This is a genomic window from Rhodococcus sp. P4_C10 (assembly GCF_056402135.1).
Genome location: NZ_JBFUHZ010000011.1, coordinates 65595 through 84877, shown reverse-complemented (window position 1 = coordinate 84877; position 19283 = coordinate 65595). Strand labels below are relative to the sequence as shown.

The window sequence follows — 19283 nt, the reverse complement described above, 5'->3', positions numbered from 1 at the left end:
CACCGGTGGCACCACCGACCCGGCGTCGGTACCGCTCGGCGGCACACACCACCGTCCGGGCGCCCGGACGTCAGTCGCCACCGCCGCGCACGATCATCAGCGGGCAGTCGACCAGGTGCAGCAGCGCCCTGCTGGTGGACCCGAGGAGCATGCCCTTGAATCCGCCGCGTCCGCGGCTGCCGACGACCAGCAACTGGGCGCCCTCGGCGAGTCGGGCCAGCTCACGCACCGGACGATCCCGAACCACTACCCGCCGCATCGACACCTCGGGGTACTGCTCCTTCCAGCCCGCGAGGCGCTCGGCCAGGACCGCCTCCTCTGCGGCCGCGACAGCGGGCCATTCGAGAATCGTGTCGTCCGCGCCGATGTCGAACACCGTCGCCAGGTTGAGGTCTGTCCACGCGTGGACCGCGGTCAGGTCGGCGCCGCGCCGCGAGGCGAACTGCACGGCCTCCGCGATCGCCGGTTCGCTGTGCTCGGAACCGTCCGTTCCGACCACGACCGGGCCGTCCAGCGCGGGCGCATCCGGTCCCGGCAGCCCCCGAATCACCACGACCGGGCAGTGGGCGTGAGTGGCCACGGCGGAGCTGACCGAGCCCACGAGTCCGCCGGCGATCTCGCCGAGCCCGCGGGAGCCGAGCACGACCAGCCCGGCCGTGCGGGAGAGCTCGAGTAGCACCGGAACCGGTCGACCGCCGGACAGCGCAGTCCGGATCGTCACGCGGCCGAATTCCTTGGCCGCGTCCGTCGCCAGCTCGGTGGCCTCGTCGAGGAGGTGCCGTCCTGCCAGTGCCTGGTCCTCGACATAGTTCGGCGGGGCGACCACCATCCCGAGCGGATCGAGCGGAAGCGCGTAGACCGCGGCCAGCAGCAACGGGACCCCGCGGACCGCGGCCKCGGCCGCGGCCCAGCGGACCGCATCGAATGCCGGCCCCGAGCCGTCCACCCCCACGACCACGGGAGAGTCTGTGTTCATCGGTCCTCCTCGCGTCAGTCCTGCATGCGAACGGGCCGGACTGCGTCGACCCGACTCCAGAGTTGCCCGAGCGACGGGCCGAGGGAAGGGAACAACGTCACCTCTCATGGTCGCGCGTCTCGCCTGCCCTGGTGACCGCCGGTTCTCACCCGGGTAGGGACCATCGGCCCTGTCGCGCGGTGTCCGTCCGGACGAAACTCGACGGTGACATGAGGAGGCCTCGATGGACACCATGATTCCCGACGCCAACGTCATCCGGATTGCCGTCGACCTTGCCTGCCGCGCGCCATCGGTCCACAACAGTCAGCCCTGGTACTGGCGGTACTCGAGCGGTCGGCTCGACCTCTTCGGCGACCGTTCTCGACTGCTGCCGTCGACGGACCCGACCGGCCGCCAACTCGACGTCAGCTGCGGTGCAGCGCTGCACCACCTGCAGGTGGCGCTCGCGTCGCTTCGCTGGCGGACGTCGATCCGCCTGTTCCCCGAATCAGCGCTGCCACGATTCGTCGCGTCCGTGCACCTCCACCACGACGCGCACCCACAGTCCCGCGACTTCGACCTGCTGGCCGCGATCCGGCACCGCCGTACCGACCGCAGGCCGTTCGCTCCGCTGCCACAGGACGAGGACGAGATCCTCGCCGCCCTGCACGGAGCGGCCGTGGCTCACGGCGTCACCGTGACCGTGCTCCCGCCGGAGGCCCGGGCGACCCTGACCGTGGCAGCGCAGTCGAGTTCCGCCGCACGGCGGTACGACTCCGCTTATCAGGCCGAACTGCACTGGTGGGCAGGACACTCACGGCCGGCGGACGGGATTCCGTCCGATGCGTTGGCGACCGCCGGCGAGAGCAACAGCGTCGCCGTCGGACGCGCCTTTCCGGCCACCCACCGGAGCGAGGCCTCGGCCGCGGTGGCGGACGAAGCCGTCGTGCTGATGCTCGGTACCGCCACCGACACTGCGCCGGACTGGGTGCGATGCGGGCAGGCCCTGTCCGCGGTGGTCCTCGAAGCAACCTCCCGGCGGGTCGCGACCTGCCCGCTCACTCACCTCACCGAGGACCAGCGAAGCCGCGACCTGATCGCGGGCCTGGCGCCCGATGCCGGGTTCCCCCAGGTTCTCGTTCGAATCGGAACGGCGACGGGGCCGCGCCCTCCGCACGAGACGCCGCGCAGGCCGGCCACGGAGGTGCTGTCCCTGCACTGACCGGACGTAGCGTTGTGAACGGGCCCGACCGGAAGTGGAGGACGCCGCATGATCACGGTCTTTCTCGTAGACGACCACGAGGTGGTCCGGCGCGGGCTGGCCGACCTCCTCGAGAGCGACCCGGAACTGCAGGTGATCGGCGAAGCCGACTCCTGCTCGCATGCGCTTGCTCGGATCCCGGCCCTGCGCCCCGACGTCGCGGTTCTCGACGTTCGACTTCCCGACGGCAACGGGATCGAACTGTGCCGCGAACTCCTCTCCCGGCTGCCCGGCCTCTACTGTCTGATCCTCACGTCGTACACCGACGAGCAGGCCATGCTCGACGCAATCCTGGCCGGGGCGCGCGGCTATGTCGTCAAGGACATCAAGGGCATGGAACTCGCGCGGGCCGTCCACGACGTCGGCGCGGGGAAGTCACTGCTCGACAGCCGGGCGGCCGAGGCCCTGATGTCGAAGCTGCGCCACCAGACGCGGGACGCCGACGGACCGTTCGCCGAACTCACCGACCAGGAGCGGACCCTGCTCTCCCTCCTCGGCGAGGGGTTGACCAACAGACAGATCGCCGGACGGATGTTCCTGGCGGAGAAGACTGTGAAGAACTACGTCTCGCGGCTGCTGACGAAGCTGGGTGTCGAACGAAGGACGCAGGCCGCCGTCCTCGCCACGAAGATGACACCGCGACCTCGGTGAGCCTCTCCGGACCGTGCCCGGCCGGGTGCCACCCGTGAAAGACTGAACCGCGTGACGCCCGCCGGGAGCAGGCCAGACGATCCGGAACCCGCACCGCTGCTCGGAGCCGTGCTGGCCGTGGCAGCGGGCCTCGATCTCGACGAAACGCTGCGTTCCGTCGTCCATGCCGCGGTACTCCTGGTCGACGCCCGCTACGGCGCCCTGGGTGTGCGCGGGCCAGGCGATGAGCTCACCGAATTCGTATACGAGGGCATCGACGACGAGACCCGGACGCTCATCGGGGACCTGCCGCGCGGACGCGGCGTCCTGGGCCTGCTCATCGCCGAGCCGAAACCGATTCGCCTGGACGACATTGCCGCTCATCCGGCATCGGTCGGGTTTCCCGCCCACCACCCGCCGATGAAGACGTTCCTCGGGGTGCCGGTCCAGATCCGGGACGAGGTGTTCGGCAACCTCTACCTCACGGAGAAGTCGGGCGGCCAACCGTTCACCGCACACGACGAGGCGGTTCTGACGGCCCTGGCCGCGGCCGCCGGCATCGCGGTCGACAACGCCCGCCTCTACCAGCAGTCGCAAACCAGACAGGCCTGGCTCGAGGCGACCAGCGACATCGCCACCGGACTCCTCGCCGGTGGCGACCCGACCGAGGTCCTGCAGCTGATAGCCGACAAGGCGCTCGAGCTGACCGATTCCGACAGCGCCTTCCTCGCCGTCCCGGACGATCCGGACGCCAGGCCCGAGGACGTGGCCCAGCTGGTAGTCACCGTCTCGACCGGGGCGACGGACACCCTCGTGGGCCACGTCATTCCGCTGACCGGCTCCACCTCGGGCGAGGCCTTCCGCAGCCGTCGGCCGCTGCAGGTGGACATGCTCGCCTTCGACCCGGGTGCTGAGGTGCGCACCCGATTCGGTCCCGCCCTGGTGCTGCCGCTGCGCGCCGCGCAGTCCGTCGCGGGGGTGCTGGTGACCCTTCGCCGCGGCGGGGCCCCGCAGTTCGGCGCGGAGCAACTTTCGTTCATGTCCGCGTTCGCCGACCAGGCAGCCGTCGCCCTCCAGTTGGCCAACACCCAGCAGCGAATGCGGGAACTCGACGTGCTCGCGGACCGCGACCGGATCGCCCGTGACCTGCACGACCACGTCATCCAACGACTCTTCGCCGTCGGCCTCTCCGTGCAGAGCACCCTGCAACGCGCCCGATCACCCGAGGTGCAACGGCGCCTGACCGACACCGTCGACGACCTGCAGGAGATCGTGCAGGACATCCGCACCGCGATCTTCGACCTGCACGGCGGCACCGAGGGAACGACCCGGCTGCGGAGCCGCCTGCACGAGGTCATCGCCGAGACCACCGCCGACTCCGGTCTGCGCACCACGGTCCACATGTCGGGGCCGTTGTCGGTCGTCGACCCGGGCCTCGCCGATCACGCCGTGGCCGTTCTCCGCGAGGCCCTGAGCAATGCCGTCCGGCACGCCCGCGCCGACGCCGTCACCGTGAACGTCTCGGTGTTCGACGACCTGACGATAGAGGTCACCGACACCGGCGCCGGCATCCCGGCGGACGCCGAGCGTCACGGGCTCGACAACCTGGCCGCACGGGCAGCCGAAGTCGGCGGAACGATGACCGCGGAACCCGCGCCGGCCGGGGGAACCACCGTCCGGTGGTCTGCCCCACTGCCGTGAACCGCTCGGCCGCGAACGATCATCAGCGGGCACCGGACCGATCCCAGCAACGTCTGACTGGTCGATCCGAGCAGCATACCCGCAAACCCGCCCCGACCGCGGTCGCCGACGACCAGCAACTGCGCCGTCTCCGCACACTGCCCAAGATTCCACGCCGGCCGATCCCGGACGACGACCTTGAACACGGGGACGTCCGGACAACTCGCCGTCGCCTCGGCCAGGCGTTCCGCGAGTACCGTCTCCTCGTCCGCGATCCGCGATCGCCACCACACCTCCGCGTCCCGGCCTGCCGCATCGACGAGATTCGAGAGGTCGAGGTCGCACGCCGCGTGCACCGCAACCAACTCGGCCCCGCGCATAGCTGCCTCTTCGAATGCGGCGCCGACCACCGGGGAGGTGTACACCGACCCGTCGACCCCCACCACCACCGGCGCGGGTTCGTCCTCCATTGCCTCGCGGGGTTCGCTGCCGATCACCGTCACCGGGCATTGCGCGTAGGCGACCAGTGCGGCACTCACCGACCCGAGCAGTGATCCGTCGAACTCGCCGCGGCCCCGCGCACCAACCACCACCATCCGCTCGGTGACCGACATCTCGAGCAGCACCGCTCCCGGCGGCCCCGTCACGATCCTGGTTTCGATCGAAAGCGGCCGGCCGCCTGCCGCATCCCTGGCGCGCTCGGCAGCCTGGTCGAGACCGCTCCTACGCTCGATCTCCTGGTTCCCGAGGAACCGGCTCGGCGTACCGCCCGGCAGACCGTCGTACATCGCCGTGACGATCAGCAGCCCGGCACCGCGCAGGGCAGCGTCCCGCGCAGCCCAGGACACGGCGGCGAGGGACTCCACGGACCCGTCCACCCCGACCACTACCGACGCACCTGTGCCCATTGCGTTCTCCCGACCACCGACCTGTGCACCAATGGTCTACGGAGCCGCGATCCGGGCGAAAGTGCAGAAGGTCACCACTGCGGAGGAACAACGACTACGGGCAGGGCAAGCCGACGACCCAGATGCCACGCCGATCCCCGACGCGGACATTGCGTCCACGCCGGGGAGTTGGGGCCAGGTCAGGGCAGGGAGGCGATCAGCTTGTCGACGGAGACGCGGGGGCCGGTGAAGAAGGGGGTCTCCTCGCGGACGTGCATCCGGGCCTCAGTGGCCCGCAGGTCACGCATGAGGTCGACGATCCGGTCGAGCTCGGGGCCCTCGAACGCGAGGATCCACTCGTAGTCACCGAGCGCGAACGCGGGCACCGTGTTGGCCCGGACGTCCGGGTAGCCGCGACCGGCCTTGCCGTGGTCGGCGAGCATCTTGCGACGCTCTTCGTCGGGCAGCAGGTACCACTCGTAGGACCGCACGAACGGGTACACGCAGATGTAGTTGCCCGGCTCCTCGCCCGCGACGAACGCCGGCAGGTGGCTCTTGTTGAACTCCGCGGGACGGTGCAGCGCGACGTTCGACCAGACCGGGGCGCTGGCCCGGCCGAGGATCGTGGTGCGCCGGAAGTCGGCGTAGAGCTTCTGCAGGTCTTCCAGCTTCTCCGCGTGCGTCCAGATCATGAAGTCCGCGTCGGCGCGCATCCCGGCGACGTCGTAGATGCCGCGGACCACGACGTCCGCCTCCTCGAAGGAGGCGAAGAACGCCGTCGCGTCCTCGATGGCCTTGGTGCGGTCCTCCTCGAGGACACCGGGCTGCACCTGGAACACCGAGAACATCGCGTACCGGAGCGTGGAATTGAGCTTGTCGTAATCGAGGCGTGCCATGGCCCTATCCTGCCACCCGCGCCGCGGCCCGTGCGGCCGCCGTCGCCGACGCCACACAGGCGGGCACGCCGACGCCGTGCAGCAGCGCTCCGGCCACCCCGAGTCCCGGCAACTCGGCCACGCCGTCCTCGATCGTCGCGACCCGGTCCAGGTGCCGCGGCCCGTACTGGGGCAGGCCGCCGTGCCATCGCTGCACCGCCGCCCCGACCGGCTCGGCCCGCAGCCCGGTGACCTCCGCGAGGTCCGTCCGGGCCAGCGCGACGAGTTCGTCATCGGTGGCGTCGACCACCGCGGCGTCGCCGAACCGGCCGAACGAGGCCCGGACCAGCCCGCCGCCGCGCTCGGCCAGGTGCGGCCACTTGCGGCTCGACAGCGTGAAGGCCTTGGCGCGCAACGACTCCCCCGTCGCGACCAGGATGCCCGAGTTCTGCGGCAGGTCCACCCCGGCCGGCAGCGCCAGCGCGACCACCACCGACGAGGCCAGCGGGACGTCCGCGGCGGCGGCGCTCGCGGCGGGCGCGACGTCGCGGAGCAGTGCGGCCAGTCGCGGCGCCGGCACCGCCAGCACCACGCCGTCGACCCGACCCACCGGGTCCAGCCACCAGCCGTCGCCGTCGCGCCGCMGCCCGGACGCACCGGCGGTGACCACCGTCGGACGGGCTCGCTCGAGCAGCGCGTCGAGCAGCACGCCGTAGCCGTCGCGCAGGCCCCCGAACACCGGTCCCGGCTTCGGTTCGGGCATCGCCTCGGCAACCGCCGCCGTCAGGCTCGGTGCCCCGCGGTCCAGGGCGGCAGCCAGCGTCGGCAACGCCGCCCGGACCCCGATGGAGTCCGAGAGCCCGGAGTAGACGCCGCCGAGCAGCGGGTCCACCGACCGGCGGACCACCTGCTCGCCGAACCGCTCGCCGACCAGCGTCGCGACGTCGGTGTCCGAGCCGGGACGCCAGTGCAGCGGCGACCGCGGTTCGGCGTCGATCCGGGCCAGGGTCTGCGCGTCGACCAGCCCCGTCAGCGCCTGCGCGGACGCCGGGACGCCCATCAGGGTGCCGGTGGGCAACGGGTGCAGCGCGCCACCGGACCAGATCAGCGGCCGGGCGCCCGACGGCTCGACCACCTGGTCGGACAGGTCCAGCTCCGCGAGCAGTGCCGGCACCTCGGGGCGCCGGGCGATGAACGCCTCGGCGCCGACGTCCACCGGGCCGCCCGCGAGGGTGACGGTGCGGAGTTTGCCGCCGACCCTGGCCGACTCCTCGACGAGGGTGATCTCGGCGTCGGGGCCGAGCAGGCCGCGCAGCCGGTAGGCGGCGACCAGCCCGGAGATGCCCCCGCCGACGACGGCGACCGCGGTCACAGCGAGTGCACCAACTCCACCACCGCGGTCAGCACGCCCGGGTCGGTGTCCGGCAGCACGCCGTGGCCGAGGTTGAAGATGTGGCCGGTGGCGCCGGCCGCGAGCGCCCGGTCGGCCTCGGCGGCGATCCGGCGGACCTCCCGCTCGACCGCGTCCGCGCCCGCGAAGAGCACGGCCGGGTCCAGGTTGCCCTGCAGCGCCTTGCCGGGGCCCACCCGGCGGGCGGCCTCGTCCAGCGGGATCCGCCAGTCCACGCCGACCACGTCGGCGCCGACCTCGCCCATCACCCCGAGCAGCTCGCCGGTGCCCACCCCGAAGTGGATGCGGGGCACGCCGGCGTCGGCGACCTCGGCGAGGACCCGCTCGGAGTGCGGCAACACGAAGGTGCGGTACTCGGCCAGCGAGAGCGTCCCGGCCCAGGAGTCGAACAGCTGGATCGCGTCGACACCGGCGTGCAACTGCGCCTGCAGGAACGCGATGGTGGTGTCCGCGATCGTGCCGAGCAGCGCGTGCCAGGTCTTGGGGTCCGAGTGCATGAGCGCCTTGGTGCGCTCGTGGTTGCGGCTCGGCCCGCCCTCGACCAGGTAGGAGGCGAGGGTGAACGGCGCCCCGGCGAAACCGATCAACGGGGTGTCGCCGAGCTCACGGGTGAGCAGCGAGACGGCCTCGCTGACGGCCCCGACCTGCTCGGGCCGCAGCCGCGGCAGCGCGGCGACGTCGGCGATGGTGCGCACCGGGTCGGCCACCACCGGGCCGACACCGGCCACGATGTCGAGGTCGATCCCCGCCGCCTTGAGCGGAACCACGATGTCGGAGAACAGGATTGCCGCGTCCACCTTGTGCCGGCGGACCGGCTGCATGGTGATCTCGCAGACCAGTTCCGGGTTGAAGCAGGACTCCAGCATCCCGATCCCGGCCCGGACCTCCCGGTACTCCGGCAGCGACCGTCCCGCCTGCCGCATGAACCACACCGGCCGGTGCGAGGGGCGCCTGCCGGTCGCGGCAGCGATCAGCGGTGCGTCCGCGATCGTTCGCCGGAACGGGTACTTCGTCCCGCTCGTCATCGCCGAATTCGTGTCTTCCAAGTCGCTCATGTGTCCCAACGCTCGTCGCCCGCCGTGTACGTCCACCGGCCATGCTGCCAGATGACCGGGCGGAGCCGGGCGGGTGCTCGGCGCGCCTCCACCACCGACCATCGGAGCCCGTCTACCGTCCGCGATGTGACCACGTCCGGATCCGCCGCCGAGCCAGCGCAGTTCCGTACCGCCGTCGAGTCGATGCTCAGGGCCGCGGTACACCCGCAGATCGAGATCGGCCCGATCCGGCCCCCGCAGCGGCTGGCGCCCTTCAGCTACGCGATCGGCGCGGAGGTCCTCCACCCGGACGCCGACGTCGTCACCCAGGACTCCGAGGGCGACGCCTTCGGTCGGCTGATCCTGCTGCACGACCCCGCTGGCGACGAGGCCTGGCACGGCACCATGCGACTGGTCGCGTACATCCAGGCCGACCTCGACGAAGACCTGGCCGCGGACCCACTGCTCCCCGAGGTCGCGTGGAGCTGGCTGGTCGACGCACTGGAGGCGCGGCACGAGCCCCTGACCGCGCTGGGCGGCACCGTCACCGCCACCAGCTCGGTCCGGTACGGCGACATCGCCGGCCCCCCGCGCGCACACCAACTCGAACTGCGCGCCTCCTGGACGGCCACCACCACCGAGCTGGCGGGGCACGTCGAGGCGTTCTGCGAGGTGCTGGCCTACGCGGCGGGACTGCCGCCGGCCGGGGTCAGCCCGCTCGGCGGGCGCTGATCCGCTTCGGCTTCCCTCGGCACCGGCGCGTCCGCCACGTCGGGCGCCTCGCCTGCCGGTCGCAGGGTCCCGAGCCGGGCCGCGTCGAGGAACGCCGCGGCACCGCTGATCACCCGCTCGGTGCGGATCGAGTGGAAGATCTCGAAGGCGTGCTGCGCGCCCCGCAGCTCCGCGTACCCGACCGGGTTCGACGAGACGTCCCGCAGCCGCCGGACGAATTCGCGGGCCTCGGCCACCGGGATCAGCGAGTCGTTGGTGCCGTGCACCACCAGGAACGGCGGCGCGTCGGCGTGCAGCCTGGCCAGCGGCGACGCGGCCAGGTAGTCCCGCGGGAACTGCGCGTTGCGGCCGAGGATCATCGCGCTCAGCGGTGACTGCACGCGCGCCGTGACGGCCTTGATCCCCGTCTCCGCGGCGAAGTCGTAGGCGCCGTAGAACGGCACGCAGGCCTGCACCGAGGTGTCGACGCCCTCGAAGCCCTGCTGGTACTGCGGGTCGTTCCCGGTGAGCGCGAGCATGGTCGCCAGGTGCCCGCCCGCGGAACCGCCGGTGACGGCGAGGAAGTCGGGGTTGCCGCCGAAACTGGGCGCCTCGGCGCGCAACCAGGCGATGGCCTGCTTGAGCGCCACCAGGTGCGCCGGCCACTTGGCCTTCGGTGAGAGCGGGTAGTTCACCGCCGCGCAGACCCAGCCACGCGAGGCCATCTCCGCCATCAGGGGCAGGCCCTGGTGGTCCTTGCTGCCGACCACCCAGCCGCCGCCGTGGACCTGCAGCAGGATCGGCGCATCGGGCGGGGTGTCGCGGCGGTGGTAGACGTCCACCCGGAACCGGACCCCGCCGGGGGCGTACTCGAGGTTGCGCACCCGGCGGACCTCGGGCCGGACCATCCGGAACGGCCGGGCGGTGGCCCGCCAGTCCAGCGGCAGCCCTGCGTCCGGGTCCGTCACCCCCACCTCGGCGAGGGCGGCCGCCATCTCCGCGCCCGCCCGCCGGGACGCGACGACGTTCGCGGTCAGGCCGGCGGCGGACGCGGCGGCCAGCGCCAGGCCCAGCCGCTCGGTTCGGGTCGAGACCCGGCCGCGGGCCACCTGGACCGCCGCGTCCAGCACCGTCGCGCCGAGCTGCTGGGGGGCCAGTTCCGAGGTGAGCCAGCCGGCGAAGAAGGCGCCCACCGATGCCGGCATGCCTGGCACCGGCCTCAGCGAGTTCGCGGTCAGGGCGAGGTTCACAGCCTGACGGGCCAGGAAACGTTTCGTCATGTGGCGCCTTTCACTGTCGACTCGTGGACCCGAAAAACCGAAGTCCCGGCCTCAATCTAGAACAGGTTTTACGATGACCGCCATGGAGAGACTAAGCGGTCTGGATTCCACGTTCCTCTACCTCGAAACGCCCTCTCAGCTGCTCCACGTCTGCGGACTGATCGTCCTCGACGTCTCGACCGTCCCCGGCGGCTACAACTTCCCCGCCTTCAAGACCGAGCTGACGGCGCGGGTGCGGTCCATGCCCGGCTTCCGTCGCAAGCTCTTCGACTCGGCCCTGAACCTCGACCACCCGGCGTGGGTGGAGGACACCCAGTTCGACATCGACCGGCACGTGCACCGGGTCGCGGTGCCCGCGCCCGGCGGCCGGGCGGAGCTCGCGGACCTCTGCGGCCACATCGCGAGCCAGCAGATGGACCGGACCATCCCGCTGTGGGAGATGTGGGTGATCGAGGGCCTCGACGACGGCTCCGTGGCGATCATGTCGAAGATGCACCACGCCAACGTGGACGGCGTCACCGGCGCGAGCATGATGGCGCAGCTGTGCGGGCTCACCCCGGACGCGCCGCGGCCCGAGCCGGCCCCCGACCAGCCCCAACTGGGCCGGGCGAACACCCTGGACCTGGCCGTGAGCGGCCTGATCGGCTTCGCCGGCCGGCCCCTGAAGATGGCGAAGGTGCTGCCGGGCGGGGTGGCGTTGCTGCCCAGGTGGATCCGGCGGGCGCGCCGCGGCGAGGCCATGCCCGCGCCGTTCACCGCGCCGCGCACCTCGCTCAACGGCGCGATCACAGGGCACCGCAACATCGCCTACTCGCAGCTCGACCTCGGCAAGGTGAAGCTGGTCAAGGACGCCTTCGGGGTCAAGGTCAACGACGTGGTGATGGCCACGGTCGCGGGCGCGCTGCGCCGCTACCTCGCCGACCGCGACGAGCTGCCCGACTCCTCGCTGGTGGCGATGGTGCCGGTCTCCGTGCACGACACCTCCGACCGGCCCGGCACCAACCAGATCTCCGGGATGTTCACCCAGCTGGGCACGCAGATCGCCGATCCCGTCGAGCGACTGAACGAGACCAACGTGCACAACACGATGGTCAAGTCGCACAACGCCTCGCTCGGCGCCAGCCTGCTGCAGGACTGGTCCCAGTTCGCCGCGCCCGCCGCGTTCGGTGGCGCGATGCGGGTCTACTCCAACCTCAAGCTCGCCGAACACCACCCCGTGGTGCACAACCTGGTGGTCTCCAACGTGCCGGGGCCACCGGTCCCGCTGTACTTCCTCGGCGCCCGGATCTCGGCGATGTACCCGCTCGGGCCGATCTTCCACGGCGCCGGCCTCAACGTCACCGTGATGTCGATGGACGGCAAGCTCAATGTGGGCCTGGTGTCCTGCCGGGAGCTCGCGCCCCAACTGTGGGACCTCGCGGACGCGTTCGGCCCCGCGCTCGAGGAACTGGTCAAGGCCGCACGCGCGAAGACACGGAAACGCACGCGGGCAGCAAACCCGAAATGAACGTCTCGGACTCGAGCACACAGGAGGCGTGCCCGGCGTCCACCTCGTAGGTCGACGCCCCGTCGATCTGCCGGGCCATCCAGCGCTGCCTGCGCGCCGGGATGACCAGGTCGGTCCCGGTCACCACCACGGCGGTCGGCACGTCCACGTCGGCGATCCACCCGCTGGAGTCGAACTTGCCGATCTCCGCGGTGGCCCGCCCGACCGCACCCGCACTGGTGGACCGGAACTGACGCAGCGCCCAGGCCCGGTCCTGCCCGTCCGGCCGCTCCTGCCCGTCCGGACGGTCCCGCCCGTCCGGCCGCTCCGGCCCGGGCGGGCGGCCGGCGCCGGGGCGGAGCGTCCCCATCCAGGCGTTCAGGGCGTCGAGCGCGATCCGTTCGCGGGGCGCACGCCGGAACCCGGTGGTCCCGGCGCACAGCACCAGGCCGGCCACGCGGTCCCGGTGCCTGCGCCAGGTCAGCTGGGCGACGAGGGTCCCCATCGAGTAGCCGACCGGCACGACGCGCTCGAGCCCGAGCGCGTCGGCCAGCGCGGCGACGTCGTCGGCGCAGTCCTCGAGGGTGAACCGCTCGGACCGGATGCCGCGTCCGTGCCAGCGCTGGTCGAGGGTCACCACCCGGTACCGTTCCGCGAGCCGCGGGATCGCCGGGTACCAGGTGAGCGCGCCGGTGCAGGCCAGGGCGTGCAGCAGGACCAGCGTCGGCCTCCGCGACGCGCCGCCGCCGGGCGCACCGGTGTCGGTGACGTACGTACTGCCGCGGCCCGGCAGATCCACCATCGAGCCGGGCGGTGGTTCGCCGACGGGGGCGACGTTCGCGAGTGTCAGCACGCTCCACTGCCTTTCGGTCACACCGGCTTTCGGTCACACCGGCCAGGGTTCGAATTACGTTCTACCTTATTACGGATCTCCGGGAGCGCGGAGACAGGCCGCGTCGGGCACCGGATGCGCGACCGGGGCCGCCGCGGGTCGTAAGGTCACGGTCATGTCAGAGGCCAGCGACCAGGAATCCGAGCGCACCGTGGTGCCGCTCCTCGCCCCAGCCGACGGAGTGCCCGACGTCGTCGACTCCCCGCGACTGCTCGCCGACGCCGTGCGAGCGCTCGCCGACGGCACCGGCCCCCTCGCCGTCGACGCGGAACGCGCGTCCGGCTTCCGCTACTCGGCCCGCGCGTACCTGCTGCAGTTCCGACGCGCCGGCGCCGGCACCATCCTGATCGACCCGATCCCCCTGACCGGCGCGATGGACGCGCTCGCCGACGTGATCAACCCCCTCGAGTGGGTCCTGCACTCGGCCGACCAGGACCTGCCCGGCCTCGACGAGCTGGGCCTGCGCCCCGCGGCGCTCTACGACACCGAACTCGCGGGCCGGCTGGCCGGCTTCGAGCGCGTCGGGCTCGCCGCGATCGTCGAACGCACCCTGGGACTGGGCCTGCAGAAGGGCCACGGCGCCGCCGACTGGTCCTCGAGGCCGCTGCCCGACTCCTGGCTGAACTACGCCGCGCTCGACGTCGAGGTGCTGCTGGAACTGCACGAGGCGATGGCCGCGGAACTCGAGTCGCAGGGCAAGACCGAGTGGGCCGCACAGGAATTCGAGCACATTCGGCTGGCCGGTCCGCCGAAGCCCAAGCCGGACCGCTGGCGCCGCACCTCGGGGATCCACTCGCTCAAGACCCAGCGCCAACTGGCCGCGGTCCGCGAGTTGTGGACCACCCGCGACGAGATGGCGAGCTCCCGCGACATCGCCCCGGGACGAGTGCTGCCGGACAAGGCGATCGTCGACGCCGCCGGCGCCGACCCGAGGACCGTCGACGCGCTGCGGGCCCTGCCGATCTTCGGCGGACCCCGTCAGCGCCGGATGTCCCGCACCTGGCTGCAGGCCCTCGACCGGGCCCGGGCGCTGCCCGACGACGAACTGCCGCCCCTCGCGCAGCCGTTCACCGGCCCGCCGCCGGTGAGCAAGTGGCAGCGCCGCAACCCCGAGGCTGCCGACCGACTGACCGCCGAGCGGGCCGCGATGACCGAGCTCAGCGAGCGGGTACGGGTGCCGGTGGAGAACCTGCTGACGCCGGACCTGGTCCGCAGGCTGGTCTGGGACTGGACCCCCGGACCCGCCGAGGCGGCCGAGGCCCGGGTGGACGCCGTCCTCGTCGCGGGCGGTGCGCGCCCGTGGCAGCGCCAGCTCACCGTGCCGGTGCTGGCCGCGGCCCTGTCCACCGCCACGGCCACGGCCGACTGAGCGGGGCGGTCGCGCCGGGTTTCCGCGACCGAGGCGGCCGCTATGTTACCGGCGGGTAATTAGCGCTAGAGTGGAGTCTGCCGGGCCAAAGCTCGGCAGACCGCTCCACTCCCGCCAGGAGGAATCCAGCGTGGCTGCATCCACATCACCGCGAAGTGTCGTCTTCGTCGACGGCATCCGTACCCCGTTCGGCAAGGCCGGACCGAAGGGCATGTACGCCGACACTCGCGCCGACGACCTGGTCGTCAAGGCGATCCGCGAACTGCTCCGCCGCAACCCCCAGCTGCCGCCCGAGCGGATCGACGAGGTCGCCGTCGCCGCCACCACCCAGACCGGCGACCAGGGCCTGACCATCGGCCGCACGTCCGCGATCCTCGCCGGACTGCCGGAGACCGTGCCGGGCTTCGCCATCGACCGCATGTGCGCCGGCGCGATGACCGCCGTCACCACCACCGCGTCCGGCATCGGCTTCGGCCAGTACGACGTGGTCGTCGCCGGCGGCGTCGAGCACATGGGCCGCCACCCGATGGGCGAGGGCGCCGACCCGAACCCGCGGTTCCTGGCCGACAAGCTCGTCGACCCGAGCGCCCTGGTGATGGGCAACACCGCCGAGAACCTGCACGACCGGTTCCCGACCATCACCAAGGAGCGCACCGACGCCTACGCCGTCGCGTCGCAGAACAAGTACGAGGCCGCCAGGAAGGCCGGCTTCATCGCCGACACCCTGGTGCCCGTCGCCACCCGCTCCGCCGCGGGCTGGGGCCTGGCCACCGAGGACGAGCCGCCGCGCCCCGGCACGACGGTCGAGGACCTCGCCCAGCTCAAGACCCCGTTCCGCCCGGCCGGGCGGATCACCGCCGGCAACGCCGCCGGCCTCAACGACGGTGCCACCGCGGCGATCCTCGCCGGCGAGGACACCGCCCGCGAACTCGGCCTGCCGGTCGGCATGCGGATGGTCGGCTTCGCCTACCAGGGCGTCGACCCCGCCGTCATGGGCATCGGCCCGGTCCCCGCGACCGAGAAGCTGCTGGCCCGCACCGGTCTGAAGATCGAGGACATCGGCCTGTTCGAGATCAACGAGGCGTTCGCCGTGCAGGTGCTCGCCTTCCTCGAGCACTTCGGCATCGCCGACGACGACCCGCGGGTCAACCAGTGGGGCGGCGCCATCGCGTGCGGCCACCCGCTCGCGTCCTCCGGAGTCCGCCTGATGACGCAGCTCTCGCACCAGTTCGCCCAGAACCCGGACGTCCGCTACGGCCTGACCACCATGTGCATCGGTCTCGGCATGGGCGGCACCGTCATCTGGGAGAACCCGAACCATGCCGATTACGAAGCCGGAGTCGCGTAATGACTGACATCGCAACCGCTTTCGCCGACGAGGTCGTGACGAACGCGTTCACCAAGATCATCTCGGTCCCCGGCATCGAGGGCCCGGTCGCGCTGATCACCCTCGACAACGGCTTCGACCACACCAAGCCGAACTCCTTCGGCCCCGCCGGCCTGCTCGCCTTCGACAAGGCGATCGACGAGGCGTTCGCCGCGAACCCGACGGCCATCGCGGTGACCGGCAAGCCGTTCATCTTCGCCGCGGGCGCGGACCTCAAGGGCGTGCCGTCCATCACCTCGCGTGAGCAGGGCCTCGAACTGGGACGACTGGGCCACAAGGTGTTCCGTCGCCTGCGTGAGTCCTCGGTGCCCACCTTCGCGTTCGTCAACGGCGTCGCCCTCGGCGGCGGCCTCGAGGTGGGGCTGCACTGCCACTACCGCACCTTCGCCGACAACGTCGGCGCCCTCGGCCTGCCCGAGGCGATGCTGGGCCTGGTTCCCGGCTGGGGCGGAACGCAGTTGCTGCCCAACCTGATCGGGCCGTCGAACGCCGTCACCGTGGCCGTCGAGAACCCGCTCAACAACGGCAAGGTCATCAACTCGAAGAAGGCGCTCGAGCTCGGCATCGCCGACGTCGTGCTCGGCTCCGCCGACTTCGTCGAGCAGTCCCTCGCCTGGGCGTCGCAGGTTCTCGCGGGCACCGTCACCCCCGCCCGCCCCGAGATCGACCGCGGCGCCGGCTGGGACGAGGCCATCGCCCGCGCCAAGGCCATCGTCGAGGGCAAGACCAAGAACAACGCGCCCGGTGCGGTGCGCACGGTCGCACTGCTCGAGCTCGCGCGCGGCGTGGACCTCACCGACCCCGCGTCCCTCGACGCCGGCTTCGCGGCCGAGGACGAGGCGCTCGCTGACCTGCTCATGACCGACGAGCTGCGCGCCGGCCTGTACGCCTTCGACCTGGTGAACAGGCGGGCCAAGCGTCCCGCCGGCGCGCCGGACAAGTCGTTGGCGCGCAAGGTCTCCGGCGTCGGCATCGTCGGTGCCGGCCTGATGGCCAGCCAGCTCGCGCTGCTGTTCGTCAAGCAGCTCAAGGTGCCGGTGATCCTCACGGACATAGACCAGGAGCGCATCGACAAGGGCGTGGGCTACGTGCACGCCGAGATCGACAAGCTCCACGGCAAGGGCCGGCTGTCCCCCGACGCCGCGAACCGGCTCAAGGCCCTGGTCTCCGGTTCGCTGGACAAGGCCGCGTTCGCCAAGACCGACTTCGTCATCGAGGCCGTCTTCGAGAACATGGACGTCAAGAAGAAGGTGTTCGCCGAGCTCGAGGAGCACATCGCCCCCGAGACCATCCTGGCGACCAACACCTCCTCGCTGTCGATCACCGAGATGGCTTCCGACCTCGAGCACCCGGAGCGGGTCGTGGGCTTCCACTTCTTCAACCCGGTCGCGGTGCTGCCGCTGCTCGAGATCATCCGCGGCGAGAAGACCGACGACGCGACCCTGGCAACGGCATTCGCCACCGCCAAGTCGCTGCGCAAGTCCGCGGTGCTGTGCGGCGACAAGGCGGGCTTCGTGTTCAACCGGCTCGTCACCCGCACCCTGGGCGAGGTCATGTCCGCGGTGGACGAGGGCACCCCGTTCGACGTCGCGGACAACGCGATCGCCGAGCTCGGCATGCCGATGAGCCCGTTCACCCTGCTCGCCCTCGTCGGCCCGGCGGTCGCGCTGCACACCGGCGAGACGCTGCAGGCGTCGTACCCGGAGCGATTCAAGTCCTCCCCCGGCCTCGAGGCGCTCGTCGAGGCGCGCAAGCCCGGCGTGTGGACCTGGGGCCCCGAGGGCCAGGCCGTCGACCCCGAGGTGGCCGCGCTCTGGCCGCAGGGCGACAAGGTCTCCACCGCCGAGGAGGTGCTCGAGCGGACGCGTCGCGCGTTCGCCGAGGAGATCGCGATCATGCTCGAGGAGGGCGTCGTCGCGGCGGCCGAGGACATCGACCTCTGCCTGATCCTGGGCGGCGGGTTCGGATTCTGGAATGGCGGCATCACCCCGTACCTGGACCGCACCGGCACCTCCGAGGCCGTGAACGGCAAGCGGTTCCTCGCCGAGGGCGTGGCGAGCGTCTAGCCAGCGGACATCCGTCAAGAAACGGGCGCGGGGCGGGGGGGGGGGTTCCCCACGCCGCGCCCGTTTCGTGACATCCGACCGTCGCCCACGCATCTCGGGGCGCCCGCACGCCCGTGACCTGCGAATACCGCCGGTTCCCCGCGATCCGGGCGAACAGGGCGATCCGGGACATCTGCCTCCCCCACTACGTTTTTCGCGGCTTCTGCCGCCGATGCCGCGATATGGTGCACGGGTCCGTGTACCGCGGCCGAGCATGGCCGCAACTACGAAAGGCCTGACAGAATGCGAGTCAGACGTCTGAGAGCCGGGAGAGCCACCGCGTTGCTCAAGCGGTCGATGCTGGTGTCCATGGCGATCCTGCTGCCGCTCGGGGCGTCGGTAGCAGGTCCCGTGGGCACCGCGTCGGCCGCCTACGACAAGAACTTCGGGTTCGACTTCTGGGTCGACTCCGACATGGGTGGGATCAAGTCGCGGATCTTCCGCGCCGCGGACGGCAACACCAACCGTGTGGTGTACGCGCTCGACGGCATGCGGGCGCGTGACGACCTGAACGGCTGGGAGATCGACACCAATGTCGCGAGAGGGCTGACCGCCGCGAACATCAACGTCGTGATGCCGGTCGGCGGCCAGTCGAGTTTCTACGCGGACTGGAACGCGCCGAGCAACTTCGGCGGCGAAGGCTCCGCATCGTCGGGTTCCGCTTCCTCGGGTTCCGCCGGATCGTCGGCGCTGGGCTCGTCCGACGCCTCGGAGGAGGTGGCGGGAAAGCGGAACACCTACAAGTGGGAGACGTTCCTCACCCGCCAGCTACCGGACGCGCTGCACTCGGAGCTCGGCTTCAGCCGCAGTCGCAACGGCGTGTTCGGCCTGTCGATGGGCGGCAGCGCCGCACTGACCCTGGCCGCCTACTACCCGCAGCAGTTCAGCTTCGCCGGCTCGTACTCCGGCTTCCTCAACAACTCCGCACCAGGCATGCGTGAGGCCCTGCGGGTCGCGATGATCTCCGCCGGCGGCTTCAACATCGACGCGATGGCGCCGCCGTGGGGGCCGCAGTGGCTGCGGATGGACCCGTTCGTGTTCGCGCCGAAGCTGAAGGCCAACAAGACCCGGCTGTGGATCTCCTCGGGCAGCGCCGTCCCCGGACCGGGCGACATCTCCAATGCGATGGAGATCGTGCAGGGCATGCCGTTGGAGGCCTTGGCGCTGGCCAACACCCGCGCCTTCGAGGTCCGGATGGCCACCATCGGAGGGGGCAACGCCCACTACGACTACCCCGCCACGGGCGTGCACAACTGGAAGAACTGGGAGGACCAGGTCAACCGCATGATTCCCGACCTGTCCGCCAACATCGGCTGACAC

16 protein-coding genes are annotated in these 19283 nt (G+C 71.5%); 9 read left to right on the top strand and 7 right to left on the bottom strand.

What is annotated here, in order from left to right; translation table 11 throughout:
* Window positions 1-70: 70 nt before the first annotated feature.
* Entirely contained in the window at window positions 71-976 is a 906-nt protein-coding gene (locus tag AC1DWC_RS10310; RefSeq protein WP_477907720.1) for a universal stress protein, read from the bottom strand.
* A gap of 223 nt (window positions 977-1199) precedes the next feature.
* Here AC1DWC_RS10310 and AC1DWC_RS10305 point away from each other — a divergent pair, with 223 nt between their 5' ends.
* The 3 genes from AC1DWC_RS10305 to AC1DWC_RS10295 are packed head-to-tail and all read left to right on the top strand — an operon-like array spanning window position 1200 to window position 4547.
* The gene (locus AC1DWC_RS10305; RefSeq protein WP_477907718.1) at window positions 1200-2177 is read left to right on the top strand and encodes an Acg family FMN-binding oxidoreductase; all 978 of its coding nucleotides are present in this window, start codon (window positions 1200-1202) and stop codon (window positions 2175-2177) included.
* Window positions 2178-2225: 48 nt separating this feature from the next.
* Entirely contained in the window at window positions 2226-2867 is a 642-nt protein-coding gene (locus tag AC1DWC_RS10300; RefSeq protein ID WP_477907716.1) for a response regulator, read from the top strand.
* A 51-nt stretch (window positions 2868-2918) separates the two neighbouring features.
* Complete coding sequence (locus tag AC1DWC_RS10295; RefSeq protein WP_477907714.1) at window positions 2919-4547, top strand: GAF domain-containing sensor histidine kinase; 1629 nt, start codon at window positions 2919-2921, stop codon at window positions 4545-4547.
* Here the strand turns inward: AC1DWC_RS10295 and AC1DWC_RS10290 are convergent.
* From AC1DWC_RS10290 to hemE, 4 genes are all read right to left on the bottom strand, one after another.
* Entirely contained in the window at window positions 4436-5434 is a 999-nt protein-coding gene (locus tag AC1DWC_RS10290; protein WP_477907712.1) for a universal stress protein, read from the bottom strand. The genes AC1DWC_RS10295 and AC1DWC_RS10290 overlap by 112 nt on opposite strands.
* 179 nt (window positions 5435-5613) lie before the next feature.
* The gene (hemQ, locus tag AC1DWC_RS10285; protein WP_477907710.1) at window positions 5614-6309 is read right to left on the bottom strand and encodes a hydrogen peroxide-dependent heme synthase; all 696 of its coding nucleotides are present in this window, start codon (window positions 6307-6309) and stop codon (window positions 5614-5616) included.
* A 4-nt stretch (window positions 6310-6313) separates the two neighbouring features.
* Window positions 6314-7660, bottom strand: coding sequence for a protoporphyrinogen oxidase (locus AC1DWC_RS10280; protein WP_477907708.1), 1347 nt, complete (start codon window positions 7658-7660; stop codon window positions 6314-6316).
* On the bottom strand, window positions 7657-8754 hold the full coding sequence (gene hemE, locus AC1DWC_RS10275; protein WP_477907706.1) for a uroporphyrinogen decarboxylase: 1098 nt from the start codon (window positions 8752-8754) through the stop codon (window positions 7657-7659). Before hemE ends, AC1DWC_RS10280 begins: the two co-directional genes overlap by 4 nt.
* A 126-nt stretch (window positions 8755-8880) precedes the next feature.
* Here hemE and AC1DWC_RS10270 point away from each other — a divergent pair, with 126 nt between their 5' ends.
* A complete protein-coding gene (locus tag AC1DWC_RS10270; protein ID WP_477907704.1) occupies window positions 8881-9465 on the top strand; it encodes a DUF3000 domain-containing protein in 585 nt (194 codons plus the stop codon).
* Here the strand turns inward: AC1DWC_RS10270 and AC1DWC_RS10265 are convergent.
* Window positions 9414-10724: an alpha/beta hydrolase fold domain-containing protein gene (locus AC1DWC_RS10265; protein ID WP_477907702.1), complete on the bottom strand. Its 1311-nt coding sequence runs from the start codon at window positions 10722-10724 to the stop codon at window positions 9414-9416. The genes AC1DWC_RS10270 and AC1DWC_RS10265 overlap by 52 nt on opposite strands.
* Before the next feature lie 82 nt (window positions 10725-10806).
* Here AC1DWC_RS10265 and AC1DWC_RS10260 point away from each other — a divergent pair, with 82 nt between their 5' ends.
* The gene (locus AC1DWC_RS10260) at window positions 10807-12231 is read left to right on the top strand and encodes a WS/DGAT/MGAT family O-acyltransferase (RefSeq protein ID WP_477907700.1); all 1425 of its coding nucleotides are present in this window, start codon (window positions 10807-10809) and stop codon (window positions 12229-12231) included.
* On the opposite strand, the gene AC1DWC_RS10255 is transcribed toward AC1DWC_RS10260, so the two are convergent.
* The gene (locus tag AC1DWC_RS10255; protein ID WP_477907698.1) at window positions 12176-13063 is read right to left on the bottom strand and encodes an alpha/beta fold hydrolase; all 888 of its coding nucleotides are present in this window, start codon (window positions 13061-13063) and stop codon (window positions 12176-12178) included. The two genes, AC1DWC_RS10260 and AC1DWC_RS10255, sit on opposite strands and share 56 nt — an antisense overlap.
* Window positions 13064-13217: 154 nt before the next feature.
* Here AC1DWC_RS10255 and AC1DWC_RS10250 point away from each other — a divergent pair, with 154 nt between their 5' ends.
* The 4 genes from AC1DWC_RS10250 (at window position 13218) to AC1DWC_RS10235 (ending at window position 19280) form a co-directional block, all read left to right on the top strand.
* On the top strand, window positions 13218-14471 hold the full coding sequence (locus AC1DWC_RS10250; protein WP_477907696.1) for an HRDC domain-containing protein: 1254 nt from the start codon (window positions 13218-13220) through the stop codon (window positions 14469-14471).
* Between the two features lie 130 nt (window positions 14472-14601).
* Window positions 14602-15819: a thiolase family protein gene (locus AC1DWC_RS10245; protein WP_072843949.1), complete on the top strand. Its 1218-nt coding sequence runs from the start codon at window positions 14602-14604 to the stop codon at window positions 15817-15819.
* Window positions 15819-17924 (top strand): 3-hydroxyacyl-CoA dehydrogenase NAD-binding domain-containing protein, encoded by a 2106-nt coding sequence (locus AC1DWC_RS10240; RefSeq protein WP_477907694.1) that lies wholly within the window; start codon window positions 15819-15821, stop codon window positions 17922-17924. The genes AC1DWC_RS10245 and AC1DWC_RS10240 overlap by 1 nt, the downstream gene beginning before the upstream one ends.
* 282 nt (window positions 17925-18206) lie before the next feature.
* A complete protein-coding gene (locus AC1DWC_RS10235) occupies window positions 18207-19280 on the top strand; it encodes an alpha/beta hydrolase (protein ID WP_477844029.1) in 1074 nt (357 codons plus the stop codon).
* Window positions 19281-19283: the final 3 nt, after the last annotated feature.